The sequence below is a fragment of the Maritalea porphyrae genome (assembly GCF_030159895.1).
Taxonomy (GTDB): domain Bacteria; phylum Pseudomonadota; class Alphaproteobacteria; order Rhizobiales; family Devosiaceae; genus Maritalea; species Maritalea porphyrae.
In genome coordinates, this window is record NZ_BSNI01000002.1 from 2444194 (window position 1) to 2460118 (window position 15925).

15 protein-coding genes are annotated in these 15925 nt (G+C 49.0%); 13 read left to right on the plus strand and 2 right to left on the minus strand.

The genetic code is table 11. From position 1 onward, the window contains the following. The first annotated feature begins 126 nt into the window (after positions 1-126). From QQL65_RS15460 to flaF, 13 genes are all read left to right on the plus strand, one after another. Positions 127-1242, plus strand: a complete 1116-nt coding sequence (locus QQL65_RS15460) for a flagellar basal body P-ring protein FlgI (protein ID WP_379863182.1) — start codon at positions 127-129, stop codon at positions 1240-1242. After that, the gene (locus QQL65_RS15465; protein ID WP_284365930.1) at positions 1242-1577 is read left to right on the plus strand and encodes a rod-binding protein; all 336 of its coding nucleotides are present in this window, start codon (positions 1242-1244) and stop codon (positions 1575-1577) included. The genes QQL65_RS15460 and QQL65_RS15465 overlap by 1 nt, the downstream gene beginning before the upstream one ends. Next, a complete protein-coding gene (locus tag QQL65_RS15470; protein ID WP_284365932.1) occupies positions 1574-2065 on the plus strand; it encodes a hypothetical protein in 492 nt (163 codons plus the stop codon). The genes QQL65_RS15465 and QQL65_RS15470 overlap by 4 nt, the downstream gene beginning before the upstream one ends. A gap of 104 nt (positions 2066-2169) precedes the next feature. Beyond that, positions 2170-2541 carry a hypothetical protein gene (locus tag QQL65_RS15475; protein WP_284365934.1) on the plus strand — a complete coding sequence of 124 codons (372 nt, stop codon included), beginning with the start codon at positions 2170-2172 and terminating at the stop codon, positions 2539-2541. A gap of 193 nt (positions 2542-2734) precedes the next feature. Continuing rightward, a complete protein-coding gene (locus tag QQL65_RS15480) occupies positions 2735-3838 on the plus strand; it encodes a flagellin (RefSeq protein WP_379863180.1) in 1104 nt (367 codons plus the stop codon). 152 nt (positions 3839-3990) lie between these two features. Further along, positions 3991-5100, plus strand: a complete 1110-nt coding sequence (locus tag QQL65_RS15485) for a flagellin (RefSeq protein ID WP_284365937.1) — start codon at positions 3991-3993, stop codon at positions 5098-5100. A gap of 159 nt (positions 5101-5259) precedes the next feature. Further along, positions 5260-6369 (plus strand): flagellin, encoded by a 1110-nt coding sequence (locus QQL65_RS15490; protein ID WP_284365939.1) that lies wholly within the window; start codon positions 5260-5262, stop codon positions 6367-6369. 163 nt (positions 6370-6532) lie between these two features. After that, entirely contained in the window at positions 6533-7645 is a 1113-nt protein-coding gene (locus QQL65_RS15495; RefSeq protein WP_284365941.1) for a flagellin, read from the plus strand. Between the two features lie 220 nt (positions 7646-7865). Continuing rightward, positions 7866-9038, plus strand: coding sequence for a flagellin N-terminal helical domain-containing protein (locus tag QQL65_RS15500; RefSeq protein ID WP_284365942.1), 1173 nt, complete (start codon positions 7866-7868; stop codon positions 9036-9038). 203 nt (positions 9039-9241) lie between these two features. Then, on the plus strand, positions 9242-10357 hold the full coding sequence (locus tag QQL65_RS15505; RefSeq protein WP_284365943.1) for a flagellin N-terminal helical domain-containing protein: 1116 nt from the start codon (positions 9242-9244) through the stop codon (positions 10355-10357). A 191-nt stretch (positions 10358-10548) separates the two neighbouring features. Beyond that, positions 10549-11661 (plus strand): flagellin N-terminal helical domain-containing protein, encoded by a 1113-nt coding sequence (locus QQL65_RS15510; RefSeq protein WP_284365944.1) that lies wholly within the window; start codon positions 10549-10551, stop codon positions 11659-11661. A 22-nt stretch (positions 11662-11683) separates the two neighbouring features. Then, the gene (gene flbT / locus QQL65_RS15515) at positions 11684-12121 is read left to right on the plus strand and encodes a flagellar biosynthesis repressor FlbT (protein WP_284365946.1); all 438 of its coding nucleotides are present in this window, start codon (positions 11684-11686) and stop codon (positions 12119-12121) included. Beyond that, entirely contained in the window at positions 12060-12443 is a 384-nt protein-coding gene (gene flaF / locus QQL65_RS15520; protein ID WP_284365948.1) for a flagellar biosynthesis regulator FlaF, read from the plus strand. Before flbT ends, flaF begins: the two co-directional genes overlap by 62 nt. 82 nt (positions 12444-12525) lie before the next feature. Here the strand turns inward: flaF and QQL65_RS15525 are convergent, their stop codons facing one another. Together QQL65_RS15525 and flgK are read right to left on the minus strand one after the other, a co-directional pair. Continuing rightward, the gene (locus QQL65_RS15525; protein WP_284365949.1) at positions 12526-14025 is read right to left on the minus strand and encodes a flagellin N-terminal helical domain-containing protein; all 1500 of its coding nucleotides are present in this window, start codon (positions 14023-14025) and stop codon (positions 12526-12528) included. A 12-nt stretch (positions 14026-14037) separates the two neighbouring features. Then, on the minus strand, positions 14038-15885 hold the full coding sequence (flgK, locus tag QQL65_RS15530) for a flagellar hook-associated protein FlgK (protein WP_284365950.1): 1848 nt from the start codon (positions 15883-15885) through the stop codon (positions 14038-14040). Positions 15886-15925: the final 40 nt, after the last annotated feature.

Genomic DNA, 15925 nt, shown 5'->3' on the forward strand with positions numbered 1-15925 from the left:
ATTACCCAACTACTTCAATAACTTACATCAAACGCAAATCTGGCACGATACTGGCATTATATTTGTCATCGATGGTGTGCATTGCGCTGGGGAGCGTACCAAACACCAAAGCAATTGGGGAATTTGATGACTAAACTGAGCAAATTCATAGTTCTCATGATCGGCCTAGCTGGACTAGCTGCAACATTGGTTGCGCCATCCTATGCCGCCCGGATCAAAGACATTGTTGATATTGAGGGCGTCCGCGAGAACCAACTTGTTGGTTATGGCCTTGTTGTTGGTCTAAACGGCACCGGTGACGGGCTTAACAACTCACCTTTCACCAAGCAGAGCTTACAAGCCATGCTTGAACGCATGGGCGTTAACACGCTGGGCACAAACATGCGGACCGCAAACGTCGCAGCAGTGATGGTAACAGCCAACCTGCCCGCATTTGCGTCGCAAGGCTCACGCATAGACGTAAATGTTGCCGCTTTAGGCGACTCAAAGAGCCTGCAAGGTGGTACACTACTCGTTACCCCGTTGATGGGCGCTGACGGCGAAGTCTATGCCATCGCGCAAGGCCAGGTTGCAATTAATGGCTTCCAAGCGAGTGGTGATGGCGCATCCATCGTTTCAGGCGTTCCAACCACCGGAAGAATTTCGTCAGGCGCTATTATTGAACGTGAAGTGAATTTCGCTCTCGGTTCGCGCCGTTCTGTGCGCTTGGCGCTGCGCAATCCAGATTTCACAACATCTCGCCGCATTGCGCTCGCCATCAACAATCTCATCGGCATGCCAACAGCAGTTCCAGTGGATAATGCAACGGTTGAACTCACTCTGCCACGTGGCTTCAACGGCAACATTGTTGATCTAGTGACAGACATTGAACAGCTTGTGGTCACTCCAGACCAGACTGCAAAGATTGTAATCGACGAGAACTCTGGCATTATTGTGATGGGTCGCGAGGTTCGCGTGTCCACAGTTGCCGTCGCGCAGAGCAACCTAACCGTCACAATCACCGAGACACCAGAAGCAAATCAACCCAACCCACTCACTTTGGGTGAAACCGTTGTGCTGCCCAGAACAGAAGTTGACGTAGAACAAGTCGACAGCAAACTCGCGCTCGTTGAAGAAGGCGTCACATTGCAGGAGCTGGTCGACGGATTGAACGCGCTAGGCATTTCACCGCGAGACCTCATCGCCATATTGCAAGCGATAAAATCTGCAGGTGCGTTGCAGGCAGAAATCGAGGTCATGTAATGGCTTACTCTACAATTCATATACCGGTAGAACGTCCGGCCCATATGCCAGAGCAAACCTTCAATCAGCTTAAAAGCAAAGCCGTGGAACTCGAAGGTGTGTTTTTGAACACCCTGCTTTCTCAGGTTGCTTCAAGTGTCGACACAGAAGGCCCATTTGGCGGCGGATATGGCGAAGAAACTTGGCGCGGCATGCAAGCAAGCGAATTTGCCAACAACATCGCACGCGCTGGCGGCATTGGCCTGTCAGATAGTATTTTGCGCGACCTCATTGATACACAGGCCGCCGTTTCCCAACAATATGCAACCCCACCTGCTGGAGCTTACCAGAAATGACCCCACAACAAATACGCGCTCAAGCACTAGCCAACGCAAAGAAACTTCCGATGCCCGAAAACCCAGAGCAAGTCTGTGCGGATGCTGACGTTGCCCTTAGGGCTTTGGTTGATGTCACCAACAACGAAACCACGCTACTACGTGCAGGCAAACTGGTGGAAGCCAGTGAATTGGCGGCAGAAAAGGCCGAATTGGCCCAAAAATATGTCGGGCTGGCACGCTCAATCCAAGCAAATGCGGCGGAAATCAAAAAACAAGCACCCCATTTGTTGCAAAAGCTACAGCAGGGTCAAACAGCGCTCGCTACGCAGATGGCCGAAAATCTGCGCGTGCTTGCCACCGCTAAATCTTTGACCGAAGAAATCGTATCAAGCGTTGCCAACCAACTCGGACAATCCAGCCAGACAGCAGCCTACGGGAACACCGGGCGCGGCACAGCGGGACAAGCGGCATCAGTTAAAGGCGTTTCAATAAACACAACGCTTTAGTTTCAATTTGAATTAATTTACACCAATTCAAATCACCTCATCTAAACACGGGTACTCCATACTGAAAGTTGACCAGAAGGCCAATTTTTCAATGGAGAAGACCCGTGACCCTCAGAATTGAGTCCGCAGCCGGTTTTCAAGGTGGAGCACTTAGTACTGGCAATGCCAGTGTTAAAGGCGAACATTACAGTAAACCTGATGCTGCTGCTACAAATGCACCAGCAAGTGATGCGAACGCTGCACCACCTGCTCCAAATAAAGTCAACGCTGTCGCTGACAAGTCAGTCAAAGAGTATCCAAAACTCGTTGGCCCCGAAGCACCGGCAAGCTTGCTTTTTGAAGCCTCTTTGGCCGCAAGCGCTAAGCAACGCGGTGATGGCGAGAGCCACGGTGCGCACATCGATTTCCCACGCATGATCAATAGGCAATGGGTGCCCTCACCCAGCGAAATGAACATGCTCGAACAACTCAAATAAATCAATCAGTTAAACGAAAGGAGCTAACCCTCTATTAACCCTAAAAACGCCCCTAACTGCCTTGTTAAGGTTTGATTCAGTCGAGCCGGGCTTTATGGGTGCCATGCTGGAGAAAACACTTAGTTGGTGTTGACCCAGGTTATACGCGGGCCAGAAAGGCTCGTTTGACAGCCAGAATGGAGTATTTAGTATCATGGCTATTCAACTATCATCTGCCGTACGGCAAAACCTAACCGCCCTTCAGGGCACTGCTGACATGTTGAGCAAAACCCAGAACCGTCTTTCGACTGGTTTGAAGGTTAACTCAGCTTTGGACAATCCAGGTTCATTCTTTACAGCCCAATCACTGAATTCTCGCGCTTCCGACCTTTCATCACTTCTTGATGATCAGGGCCAAGCGGTTCAGACGCTTAAAGCGGCTGACGAAGGTATTCAGGCGATTACAAAACTTGCTGAAGCGGCTAAAGCGAAGGCAAACCAAGCTCTACAATCATCTTCAAATGATGACCGTCGCAAATATGCTGGCGAGTATAACGAACTGCTTTCGCAAATCGAAACATTGGCGAAAGATAGTGGATACTCAGGTAAAAACTTGCTTGGCGGCTCTGGCAACGATTTGTCAGTGGTGTTCAACGAGTCTGGTTCTTCTAAGTTGTCAGTCTCAGCGGTTGATTACACAGACACTTCAGGCGCCTTGGGTCTTTCTGATTTGACAGTTGGTACTTCATCAACTGCAACAGTAACTGAAGCGAACCTTGAAGCTGGCGACGAAGCTGGTGACACATTGACCCTAACCTTAGGCTCAACAAACCACTCAATTGCATACGGTGCTGGCACAACGACTGAAGACGTTATGGCTGCAATCAACGCGATTGAAGACGTATCAGCTACCACTGATGGCACAACAATGACGATCACTTCGTCAGCTGGTGAAATCACTCTTGACGACACTGACACCACTGCAAACCTTACAACTGTAAGCGGTACAGGTTTTGCGGCTGGTACATTCGACACTGATGCATCAATCAACTCAACATTGACAAACTTGACTAACGCCTTGGGTACGTTGCGTTCTCAGGCTTCAACATTCGGTACAAACCTAACCGTTGTTGAAAACCGTCAGGACTTTACAAAGTCAATGATCAACACGTTGGAAGAAGGTGCAGGCAAGCTAACCTTGGCCGACACCAACGAAGAAGGCGCGAATCTTCTTGCCCTTCAAACACGGCAAACATTGGCATCGACTTCATTGTCTTTTGCTTCTCAAGCCGACCAAAACGTGTTGCGTTTGCTTTAATAAAGCGCACAGAATTTCTAGGAAAAGCGGGCCCCGGCCCGCTTTTTTTGTACGTAATTTTTCCTATTAACTTCTCATTAGCCATAATGGGGCATTTTTTAAGGACTGGTTCCAGGAAGGAACTGAGTATCCCTAGAAAAGGAAATTAGTACATGTCTGAAATGATTCATCTGTCGGCTGCAGTACGCCAGAACCTGCTCTCCTTGCAGAATACCGCAGACCTGATGTCTAAGACACAAAACCGCCTTGCAACTGGCCTCAAGGTGAACTCTGCCCTTGATAATCCTGGTTCATTCTTTACAGCGTCATCATTGAACAACCGCGCATCTGACTTGGGCGGCCTTTTGGATGATATGGGCCAAGCGGTCCAAACGCTTAAAGCTGCGGATGAAGGTATTCAATCCATCACCAAGCTTGTTGAAGCGGCAAAAGGTAAAGCTAACCAAGCTTTGCAGTCCTCTTCAAACGACGACCGTCGCAAGTATGCGACTGAGTACAATGAACTGCTTTCTCAAATCGAGACATTGGCGAAAGACGCTGGCTATTCTGGCAAGAACCTTCTTGCCGGTACAGGCAACGATCTGTCAGTTGTTTTCAATGAAACAGGCACATCAAAACTGTCAGTTTCAGCTGTTGACTACACGGACACAACTGGTGCGTTGGGCCTTGCGGACCTAACAACTGGCACTGTGTCTACAGCAACAGTTACTGAAGCCAACCTTGAAGCTGGCGACGAAGCAGGTGATACATTGACCCTCACTTTGGGTTCAACAACTCACTCAATCGACTACAGCGCAGGCACCACAACTGAAGAAGTTGTAGCAGCCATCAACGCAATTGCTGATGTTTCAGCTTCGACTGACGGCACAACTGTTACCATCACTTCATCTGCTGGTGAAATCACCCTTGATGACAATGTGACTGGCAGCAACTTGTCAACGGTTAGCGGTTCAGGTTTCGTTGCAAGTAGCTTTGATGCAGATTCTGGCATCAACACTTCACTATCGAGCCTCACCTCAGCGTTGAACACACTGCGCTCACAAGCGTCCACCTTTGGTACAAACCTCACCGTTGTTGAAAACCGTCAAAGCTTCACAAACCGGTTGATCAACACTTTGGAAGAAGGTGCGGGCAAGCTCACATTGGCCGACACAAACCAAGAGGGTGCGAACTTGCTAGCGTTGCAAACACGTCAGCAACTGTCTTCGACATCACTTTCATTCGCCTCACAAGCGGACCAAAACGTGTTGCGTTTGTTCTAAACCAAGAACAACAAAAACAGCTCCAAATGGGCGGGTCTTCGGATCCGCCTTTTTTAATGCTTATTTAACAGTAACTTAAATTGACGTTAGTCATTTTCTGATATGGTTAATAAGCCTTTACAGAATGTAGAGGTGCGTTCCTAGAAAAGGATTTGAGTAATGTCTGAAATGATTCATTTGTCAGCCGCAGTGCGTCAAAATCTGCTTTCGTTGCAGAATACTGCGGACCTGATGTCCAAAACCCAGAACCGGCTCGCCACGGGCCTCAAGGTCAATTCCGCCCTTGATAATCCTGGGTCTTTTTTCACTGCCTCGTCGCTAAATAACCGCGGCTCTGACCTTGGCGCTCTGCTAGATGATATGGGCCAAGCGGTGCAAACGTTGAAAGCGGCAGATGAAGGTATTCAATCCATCACCAAGCTTGTTGAAGCGGCAAAAGGCAAGGCAAACCAAGCTTTGCAGTCCTCTTCAAACGACGACCGTCGCAAGTATGCGACTGAGTACAATGAACTGCTTTCTCAAATCGAGACTTTGGCGAAAGATGCAGGCTATTCGGGCAAGAACCTCCTTGCTGGTACTGGCAACGATCTCTCAGTGGTCTTTAATGAAGTTGGCACGTCAAAACTCTCTGTATCTGCTGTTGACTATACCGACACGACTGGCGCGTTGGGTCTGTCTGACCTAACAACTGGAACAGTCTCAACGGCAACCGTTACTGAAGCAAACTTGGAAGCTGGCGACGAAGCTGGCGACACATTGACCCTCACTTTAGGTTCAACAACTCACTCAATCGACTACAGCGCAGGCACAACAACTGAAGAAGTGGTAGCGGCCATCAACGCCATTGCTGATGTGTCTGCTTCAACAGATGGTACAACGGTGACAATCACGTCGTCTGCTGGTGAAATTACGTTGGATGACAACGTCACTGGTAGCAACCTGACAACCGTTAGCGGTTCGGGCTTTGTCGCAAGTAGCTTTGATGCAGATTCCGGCATCAATACATCTCTATCAAGCCTGACTTCGGCGCTGAACACCTTGCGTTCACAAGCGTCCACGTTTGGTACGAACCTGACAGTTGTCGAGAACCGTCAGAACTTCACCAACCGATTGATAAACACGCTCGAGGAAGGCGCAGGCAAGCTAACGCTGGCAGACACCAACCAAGAAGGTGCTAACTTGCTGGCGTTGCAAACGCGCCAGCAACTGTCATCAACATCGCTTTCGTTCGCTTCACAAGCGGACCAAAACGTTCTCCGACTATTCTAGGGTAGTAAGTAAACAATAGAGCTGTTCTATCGACGTAAAATACACGCCGATAGAACCCATGGTTTCGTAGCATTATCGTTAATGCCGAGTTAGTCTTTCAACGGTATGCTGGAGTTTATACCCCTAGAATAGGGGTTAATTTCCTAGGAAAGGAAATAAGTATATGGCTGATATGATACATCTATCGTCCGCGGTGCGTCAAAATCTGCTCTCTTTGCAGAATACCGCTGACTTGATGTCAAAAACACAGAACCGATTAGCAACAGGCCTGAAAGTCAACAGCGCCCTCGATAATCCCGGTTCATTTTTCACCGCCTCAGCACTAAACAATAGGTCCTCCGACCTTGGTGCATTGCTCGACGATATGGGCCAAGCGGTGCAAACCCTAAAGGCTGCCGATGAAGGCATCCAATCCATCACCAAATTAGTTGAAGCTGCCAAAGGTAAGGCTAACCAAGCCCTACAGTCTTCTTCCACTGACGATCGCCGCAAATATTCAAATGAGTATAATGAATTGCTGTCGCAAATTGAATCGTTGGCGAAAGATGCAGGCTATTCTGGCAAGAACTTGCTTGCAGGTACGGGCAACGATCTATCAGTTGTGTTCAATGAAACAGGCACGTCCAAACTGTCGGTTTCTGCAGTAGATTACACAGATACGACGGGTGCGTTGGGTCTTTCTGATCTAACAACACACACCGTTTCAACTGCGACAGTAACCGAGGCAAACTTGGAAGCTGGCGATGAAGCTGGCGATACGCTTTCTGTTACCGTTGGTGGCACAGTTGTCGGCACAATTGCTTATGGTGCTGGCACAACAACTGAAGATGTTGTCACCGCACTTACAGCATTGGATGGCGTCTCAGCATCAACAGACGGCACAACAATGACTGTGACGTCGGCCTATGGTGAGATATCAATCGATGATACCAACACCACTGCAAACTTGGCGACAGTCAGTGGCTCTGGTTATGTGGCAAACTCGTTTGATACAGATGCCGGGATCAACGCATCGCTGACATCATTGACATCTGCTTTGAGCACCCTTCGCTCACAAGCGTCTACGTTCGGTACAAACCTTACGGTTGTTGAAAACCGTCAAGATTTTACCACACGTCTTACCAATACTTTGGAAGAAGGCGCGGGCAAGCTCACATTGGCAGACACTAACGAAGAAGGCGCGAACTTGCTTGCATTGCAAACAAGGCAGCAATTGTCTTCGACGTCATTGTCATTCGCTTCACAAGCGGATCAGAACGTATTGCGGTTGTTCTAAGTCTAGTCGCAACAACAATTTCCATCAGGCGGGCCATCTGGTCCGCCTTTTTCGTTTATCGAGCCTTCAACCCAAGCAATCCACACCTTAATAAACATGCCAGTTAAGCAGCTGTTTCTGCACGACTTTTTACGTCGATTAACACTCTATTAACCAGCCAAATATATTCGATACTTAACAAGCTCAGAATGAGCGATTCACGCCTTAGAATTTGGTGCCTATGTCTAGTATTCAGTTGTCTTCCGCCGTCCGGCAAAATCTGTCTTCGCTTCAGGCAACTGCAGACATGATGTCCAAAACCCAGAACATCCTTGCTACAGGATTGAAGGTAAATTCTGCACTGGACAATCCAAGCTCATTTTTCACAGCATCTTCCCTCAACCAAAGGTCTTCCGATCTAAGAGGGCTGTTGGACGACATGGGACAATCTGTTCAGACCCTAAAGGCTGCTGATGAGGGCATTCAAGCCATTACAAAACTTGTTGAGGCAGCCAAAGGCAAAGCCAACCAAGCTCTACAGTCATCCGACACGACCGATCGCGCTCGATACGCGACCGAGTACAACGAATTACTTGGCCAGATTGAAGCCCTGGCAAGCGATGCCGACTATAAAGGCAAAAACCTTCTTGCAGGCGCAGGGAATGACCTAGCTGTTATCTTCAACGAGCTTGGCGATAGCAAACTAAACGTTACCGCAGTTGACTATACTGACATTTCTGACAGCGGCAGCCTTGGGCTTGCCCGACAGGCAGCCCCAGTTAGTGGCACGTCCGCGTCAGTAACAATATCCGGCGCAGAACTCCACGCCGCAACCGCTTGGGCAGATGATGACGCGCTGACCATTCAAACAGCGAGCGGTGACACGCTTTCGAACAGCATTCCACTCAGCCAAGGTGCTTCTGAGAACGGCACGGCTATGCTAACAGCAAACGCCATCAACAGCGCAGGCATTGATGGTCTGTCGGCAACTTGGAACATGGGCGCACAAAGCGTAACGATCACCTATGATCATGATGACATCATTATCGATGACAACGATCTATCTGGCGGGAACTTGGCGACCAAAACCACGTCAAACTATGTTGCGGCAACGGCTGGCAGCTTTGCAACCGACCAACTCATCAATGAAACACTTGGTCAGCTCAATGACGCGCTCAGCGCGCTGCGCTCGCAAGCATCCACATTTGGCACCAACCTGACAGTTGTTGAAAACCGCCAGAGCTTCACCAATTCACTAATCAACACACTTGAGGAAGGCGCGGGCAAACTCACCTTAGCCGATACCAACAAAGAGGGCGCGAATCTGTTGGCGTTGCAAACAAGGCAACAACTATCGTCCACCTCCCTCTCATTTGCCTCCCAGGCGGACCAAAATGTGCTCAGACTGTTTTAACAAAAGAGCATATCTTCATTCAAAGGGCGGGTCATTTGATCCGCCCTTACTGTTTTAACATGTTGATTTTTAACAATTCTCGCATTTTGCAACACCGATATTCGCATTATGCAAGTTCATTAACCTTTCATTAGGCATAATCATTCATCCTCTAATCAAGGCCCCAGAATGGGGTTCTTGTATAGCCTAGAAGAGGAAAAATAATGTCTGAGATGATTCATCTTTCAGCGGCCGTACGCCAAAACTTGCTCTCGCTGCAATCCACAGCGGACTTGATGTCGAATACCCAAAATCGACTGGCAACCGGCCTCAAAGTAAACTCCGCCCTTGATAACCCCAACTCATTCTTCACCGCATCTGCGCTCAACAACCGTGCGTCAGATCTCAGTGGTTTGCTTGATGATATGGGTCAGTCAATTCAAACGCTCAAAGCGGCGGATGAAGGCATCCAATCAATCACTAAACTGGTTGAGGCTGCAAAAGGTAAAGCCAACCAAGCGCTTCAATCTTCCAGCAACACAGATCGTCGCCGGTACGCTTCAGAATACAACGACCTTCTTGGTCAAATCGAAGCACTTGCAAAAGACGCAGGTTATTCTGGCAAAAACCTGCTGGGCGGCGGCACAGCCAACGACCTTTCTGTTGTGTTTAATGAAACTGGTACATCAAAGCTCGGTGTTACCGCAGTTGACTACACAGACACATCAGGCGCGCTTGGCCTTTCTGACCTAACACTTGGTGTTGTTTCAACCGCAACGGTAACCGAAGCAAACCTAGAAGCTGGTGACGAAGCTGGTGACACGCTTACATTGACGCTAGGCTCTACAACGCACAGCATCGACTATAGTGCTGGCACCACAACGGAAGAAGTTGTTGCAGCAATCAACGCCATCCAAGATGTAACAGCATCAACAGATGGAACAACCGTCACAATCACATCAACAGCGGGCGAAATTACGCTGGACGATAATGTGACAGGCAGCAACCTTTCAACTGTCAGCGGTTCTGGATTTGTCGCCAGTAGCTTCGATACTGATACCGGAATTGATAACACGCTGAAAAGCTTGACGTCGGCGCTTGGGACGCTTCGCTCACAAGCTTCTACCTTCGGTACAAACCTAACCGTAGTTGAAAACCGCCAGGATTTCACAAAACGGTTGATCAATACGCTCGAAGAAGGTGCAGGTAAACTGATCCTTGCTGACAGCAACGAGGAAGGTGCGAACTTGCTGGCATTGCAAACACGCCAGCAACTGTCCTCAACATCCCTATCATTCGCATCTCAGGCAGACCAAAACGTTCTACGACTCTTCGGATAGTAGGCACGCTAGGCTCGGTCAGAAAACGGTCCGTGGGAACGGGCCGTTTTTTTATGCACAGATGAATCCCCCACCCGTCCCATTCTGACACTCACTTTGGACTAGCGTTAACCTTTCGGTAAGGTTAACAATTCATTGTCGCAAGGAATCAAAGCGCAAGAATTGTTAACTTTTAGCCAGGATGGTTTGACATGGCCGACATCACCCTCTCCCAATCCGTAAGACAGAACCTTTTGTCATTGCAAAGCACCGCGGATCTTCTGGGCAGAACACAAGATCGTTTGGCAACGGGCAAAAAGGTCAACTCGGCCCTCGATAACCCGAATTCATTCTTTACTGCGCAGGGATTGAACAATAGATCCAATGACTTATCGACATTGCTCGATTCTATGGGTCAGGCTGTTCAAACCATTCGCGCGGCTGATCAGGGCATGTCCACAATCGTAGATTTGGTCGAAGCAGCCAAAGCCAAGGCCAATCAAGCGCACCAGTCCAACCTTGTTTCGGACCGGCAAAAATATGCCGCAGAATACAACGAACTTTTGGCACAGATTGAAGCTGTCGCTAAAGATTCGGGATATTCGGGTAAAAACTTGCTTGCCGGTGCAGGTAACGATTTGCAGGTAATCTTTAACGAAGATAGTACCTCAAAACTGAACATCAGTGCTGTGGACTTCACCGATACTTCAGGCCTTTTGGGACTACCGGACCTCACAGTTGGCACGGTTTCAACGGGTACAGTAACTGAAGCAAACTTGATTGCTGGACGCGAAGCAGGTGACACGCTGACACTGACGATTGGGTCAAAAACACACACTATTGAATATGGTGCATCCGCAACCGCAGCTGAAATCATCGCGTCACTGAACGCTTTGCAGGACGTAACGGCGACGACCGACGGCACAACAGTGACCATCACAACTGCAGGTGGGGCTGACTTCACACTCGATGACACAAATTCAACCGCCAACATGGCAACGGTTTCCGGTTCAGGATACGTACAAAGTAGCTTTGAAACCGATACGGCAATCAACAACACCTTGTCTGCGATCACCGAAGCGTTGAACACGCTTCGCGGTCAGGCTTCCACGTTTGGTACCAACTTAACGGTGGTTGAAAACCGCAAGGACTTCACCAAGAACATGATCAACACACTGCTCATTGGCGCAGACATGTTGACATTGGCAGATAGTAACGAAGAGGGCGCGAATATGCTTGCTTTGCAAACAAGGCAGCAATTGTCCTCAACCGCCCTATCGATGGCATCACAAGCCGACCAAAACGTACTGCGTCTCTTCCAATAAGATACGCAAAGGAATGAGCTAAATGGCGCTAAAAGTTGAGTTAAAGCCAAATGAAAAGCTGATTATTGGTGATTGCGTAATCACCAATTCAGACCAACGCACACGCTTTTACGTCTCCGGTCGTTCGCCAATTTTACGCGAAAAAGACATCCTGACATTTGAAACGGCAGATAGCCCTGCAAAGCGGATCTATTTTGCTGTTCAGCTGATGTATTTGGACGATGATATCGAAAAAGTGCAGGAAGATTATTTCACTTTAGTGAACGATTTTGTGCGCGCCGCACCGTCGACTGTAGCCATGGTTGACGAGGTAAATAATGAGATATTAACGGGTTCACTGTATAAAGCTTTGAAAAAGGCTAAGAAACTCATTGAGTATGAACGGGAATTGTTAGGGCATGCAACAACAGGCGGCAGCAGCGTATCAACAGACAGCCAAAAAGACGGCGAGTCCTCGTGAGTTAGAGGCAAGTCTTCTGTCGAAATCCGCAGCACAATTGCAGCGCATCAAAGACGATTGGGACAACAAACAAAGCGAACTTGAAGGTGCCCTCACCTACAATCGCAAGCTTTGGACCGTGTTTTTGACTTCAGTTACCAAAGATGAAAACCCGCTGCCAATTGCCATCAAACAAAATGTGGCAAATCTCGGCATATTCGTGATGAACCAGACCATCACGGTCTTGGCGCGTCCGGCACCTGAAAAGCTTGCGGTTCTGATCAACATCAATCAAGAACTCGCAGCTGGCTTACGCACGCAGATGGCGCAAGCCGCTGAATAAGCAAAGATTTCCTTGAATAGATAAAAGGCGAGATCGGTTCCGATCCTCGCCTTTTTTATTGCCTAGTTAAACTTCCCAAAGACTACTGAACGTAGTTGACCAGCGACAGTTTACTTACAATTGAAGCGGTCTGATAGCTTGCCTGCATACGCGTTTGCAGTGAGAGAATTTTCATCGCCACTTCTTCAATGGGCGCCTCTTCGATGTTCACCAACATATTGTCCAGCATCGCTTTTTGCTGGGTTTGACGCTCTTGAATACGTCCGTTTGTCGTTTTAGCCAGTCCCAACTCCATTTGGATCACTTCAATCGATCCCTTTTCGGAATTGTGGTTTTCGCTCAAACGGTCGCGCACGGCGTTGTTGAGCGATTGATATTTCAACTTTGCGTCCGGATCAGATGGTGAAAACCCTTCCGCCGCAAAAACAGCAAGCGACCGAATTAACCGCGTCGGACCATCTTCGTTGGCTTGAACACCATAGTGAACTCGAGTGTTTTCATCCACCCGCGCATCAACCGTTTGGCGCGGATTTGTGTCGCTTTGCCCCTGATACCAAATAACCGTATCAGCATCCGTCGCAGCTACCAGCGCTGTCGCTGTATCATAAGGTGGTCCATCGACCCGTTGCGCCGTTTCACCGTTGGCTGCAAAGAAATTGTCAGAAGCTGCGAATGCTGAGGCTGCCACCAAGTCTGTCTTTGTCAACTCAGCGATTTTCGCATCCATTGATGCCTTAAAGTTCGCAGCGGTTGCCGCAGTTGTGCCGCCAATTTGGAACTCATTGGTTGCAGTTGGCGGACCAGCCACCGCCTTCATTTCCATTTGGATAGTGCGTCCATCGGGCATATCCAAACCAATAAAAATCCGTTCATTATCATTGGGTTGCGCTGCAAAATCCACTGTCAACGAAGGTGGAGCGCCTGCAGGCGCGGTTAGCGTTGCCGCAGCACCATCAGATGTTAGCGTATCAAGCTTAAAGCCAAATGGATGGGTTCCATCCTCAGACAAAGTCACGGCTGTGCCAGCAATACCGGAAGTCAACCTGCCCATATTGGCAGCACCCATATCAGCGAGCTTTCGCTCTGCCATTACCGTGCGAAAACCTGCCTTGCCATCCTTACCGTTCATGATTGCATCATATTGTGCAACAGGATCGTTTTCGGTCTCGTTGCCGCCAAACAAATGCCGGCCATTGAGCTCGCTATTCATCAAATCAATCAGCTCAGTCATTCGGGTCTCAGCCAAATACTGAGCAGCGGTCATGTTCACGCCGTTGATTTCATAGGTTCCTTGTTGCGCCGACGCCCGAGCAGCGCCCTCAATTTCATCCATACGCTCCATTGTCGTAGACATGAAATTGACGCGGATATTCACCATCTCCACATTTTGCTTGAAGCTGGAAAGCGAGCTCAGCCGTGATCGCAACGTCATATCGACAACGCGATCACCACCAAGCTCAGACAAAGTTTGAGCCTTTTCGCCCGTGCTCAATTGTTGCTGCAAACGACTTAGATCGCTGCGCATATCCGCAATTGAGCGATAATTGAATTGGGCCGGAAACATGGAGTTATTGATAATCATCTTTATCCGTCCCTATATCTGCATCAGTGTTTCAACGAGTTCTTTAGCAATCGTCACAACCCGTGCATTCGCTGAATAGGCATTTTGCAATTGCAGGAGCATTGCCATTTCCTCGTCAATATCAACGCCATAAGCTTCTTGAGCGCGCATTTCCAACGTCTCCATCACAATGCCTTGGCTGGCATGCGCTTGGTTCGTGGTCGAAATAATGTTGCCCTGGAAGTTCAAGGTTTGTTTGACCAAACTTTCAACATTGCCGGATACCCGAAAGAAGCCACTGGCTTGGTCAGCTGTTGTGGCGCCCACAAACTCCATCCCAGCAAGCTGATCAATCATATAGTTTGGTCGCGTTGCATCGCCTATCGAAGTTGTCGCTGTGTGCTTGACCAGCAAGGTATTATCGGCAACCACAGACTGATTAACCGCAATACGTGAAGAAAACCCGCGTTTCTGCGAGACACCATCCAGTGAGTTAGTAAAAACTGTTCCGCCAGTATCGGTGAACAAGGATAGGCCAACACCGGCACCTTGATCCGCGGTCACAGTGTGGAATGCACTAAAGCTGTTAATGTCCGTTGTGTTTCCAGCGCCATCATCAAGAATGCGAATAGTTGATCCAGCCGGATTGCTAACCGTTACAGCCGCCCCAAGTGCGGCATTAAGCGCTGTTGCGACGGCACCGATGCCACCACTGAAATCCAGCCCGATAGTGCGCACACCATTCGCTGATGTTTCATCCATTGGCAGCTTCGTAGCGTCATCAACGCGAACCACATTCACCGTTTTTGGCGTTCCACCCTCCATATATTTGACGGTGAAATGATTGCCCGGCTGCATATTTGCAACATCGACGTCGAAACCATCAGCGCCGCCTGATGAAACGGCACTTCCAGCCGTCTCAACCGTCGACATAGCCAATGCAAGCCCAGAAGCAATTTCGTCCAACTGGTTCTGGACCGTTACCAGCGTATTATCACGCTGCTCAAGCAACGATTCAATGCGGCCCGAGTGCAATATGCCATGCGCAACCACATCCATCGCCAAGCCAGACGGTGTCGCAATCGTAAGGGCGCCAACGCCAGATTTTGCAGGATCTGCGTCATACAGAGCCGTCGCTGCCAGGTTTCCAGCGGTCTGAAACTGAAACTGCGATGCTTTGCCATCCAACAGGCCAACGCCCGAACGGGTATGCAACGCAACGGAGCCATCGTCTCGATAGTCCACAGTAACATCGACCAGTTCTGAGACTTTTGAAATCAAACGATCCCGTTCGTCCAACACACTAATACGCGTATCGTCGTCACGCGTCGTGTCCATCAGGTCTTGGTTGATATCTGCGAGCGTCGAAAGGTACTGATTAACCTCAGAAACATGAACCGAAATTTGGCTTTCCGCTTCAACCCGCATGGTCTGCACAGACCGAGACAAGAAGTTGAGTGTTTCAGCCATTGACTGCGCGCGATCAACAACTTGCGAACGCGCAACAAAATCTTCTGGACTTGTCGTCAGCGATTGAAAGGAGGCTCTTAGATTGGACAGTTGTGAATCAAGCGAATTGATGCTGCCAGGTTTGCCCAATAATTGATCAAGCTGGTTCATAAACCCAGCTTTGACATCCATTGCACCCATCTTACTGGTTTCACGATGGGTTTGCGTTTCCAAGGCCTGCACATAGGCGCGCTGTACCTTGGCAACGCGGACATTGACGCTGTTTGAACCTAAATCTTCAACCAGCGTCAGGCTCTGACGGTGATAACCAGGGGTGCCCGCATTCGCCACATTGCGTGACACAATGGTCAAACCGCGCTGGTTCATATCCATGCCAGCAAGAGCGTTGCTAAGTGTTACACTTAATCCCATAGTAATCCCGTTACAAACCTAATCGACCCCAAAGGGCCAT

Bases quoted from the DNA above. Each gene is read 5' to 3' on its own strand.
- QQL65_RS15460 (WP_379863182.1), top strand. From the start codon at position 127: ATGACTAAACTGAGCAAATTCATAGTTCTCATGATCGGCCTAGCTGGA.
- QQL65_RS15465 (WP_284365930.1), top strand. From the start codon at position 1,242: ATGGCTTACTCTACAATTCATATACCGGTAGAACGTCCGGCCCATATG.
- QQL65_RS15470 (WP_284365932.1), top strand. From the start codon at position 1,574: ATGACCCCACAACAAATACGCGCTCAAGCACTAGCCAACGCAAAGAAA.
- QQL65_RS15480 (WP_379863180.1), top strand. From the start codon at position 2,735: ATGGCTATTCAACTATCATCTGCCGTACGGCAAAACCTAACCGCCCTT.
- QQL65_RS15485 (WP_284365937.1), top strand. From the start codon at position 3,991: ATGTCTGAAATGATTCATCTGTCGGCTGCAGTACGCCAGAACCTGCTC.
- QQL65_RS15490 (WP_284365939.1), top strand. From the start codon at position 5,260: ATGTCTGAAATGATTCATTTGTCAGCCGCAGTGCGTCAAAATCTGCTT.
- QQL65_RS15495 (WP_284365941.1), top strand. From the start codon at position 6,533: ATGGCTGATATGATACATCTATCGTCCGCGGTGCGTCAAAATCTGCTC.
- QQL65_RS15500 (WP_284365942.1), top strand. From the start codon at position 7,866: ATGTCTAGTATTCAGTTGTCTTCCGCCGTCCGGCAAAATCTGTCTTCG.
- QQL65_RS15505 (WP_284365943.1), top strand. From the start codon at position 9,242: ATGTCTGAGATGATTCATCTTTCAGCGGCCGTACGCCAAAACTTGCTC.
- QQL65_RS15510 (WP_284365944.1), top strand. From the start codon at position 10,549: ATGGCCGACATCACCCTCTCCCAATCCGTAAGACAGAACCTTTTGTCA.
- flbT (WP_284365946.1), top strand. From the start codon at position 11,684: ATGGCGCTAAAAGTTGAGTTAAAGCCAAATGAAAAGCTGATTATTGGT.
- flaF (WP_284365948.1), top strand. From the start codon at position 12,060: ATGCAACAACAGGCGGCAGCAGCGTATCAACAGACAGCCAAAAAGACG.
- QQL65_RS15525 (WP_284365949.1), bottom strand. From the start codon at position 14,025: ATGATTATCAATAACTCCATGTTTCCGGCCCAATTCAATTATCGCTCA.
- flgK (WP_284365950.1), bottom strand. From the start codon at position 15,885: ATGGGATTAAGTGTAACACTTAGCAACGCTCTTGCTGGCATGGATATG.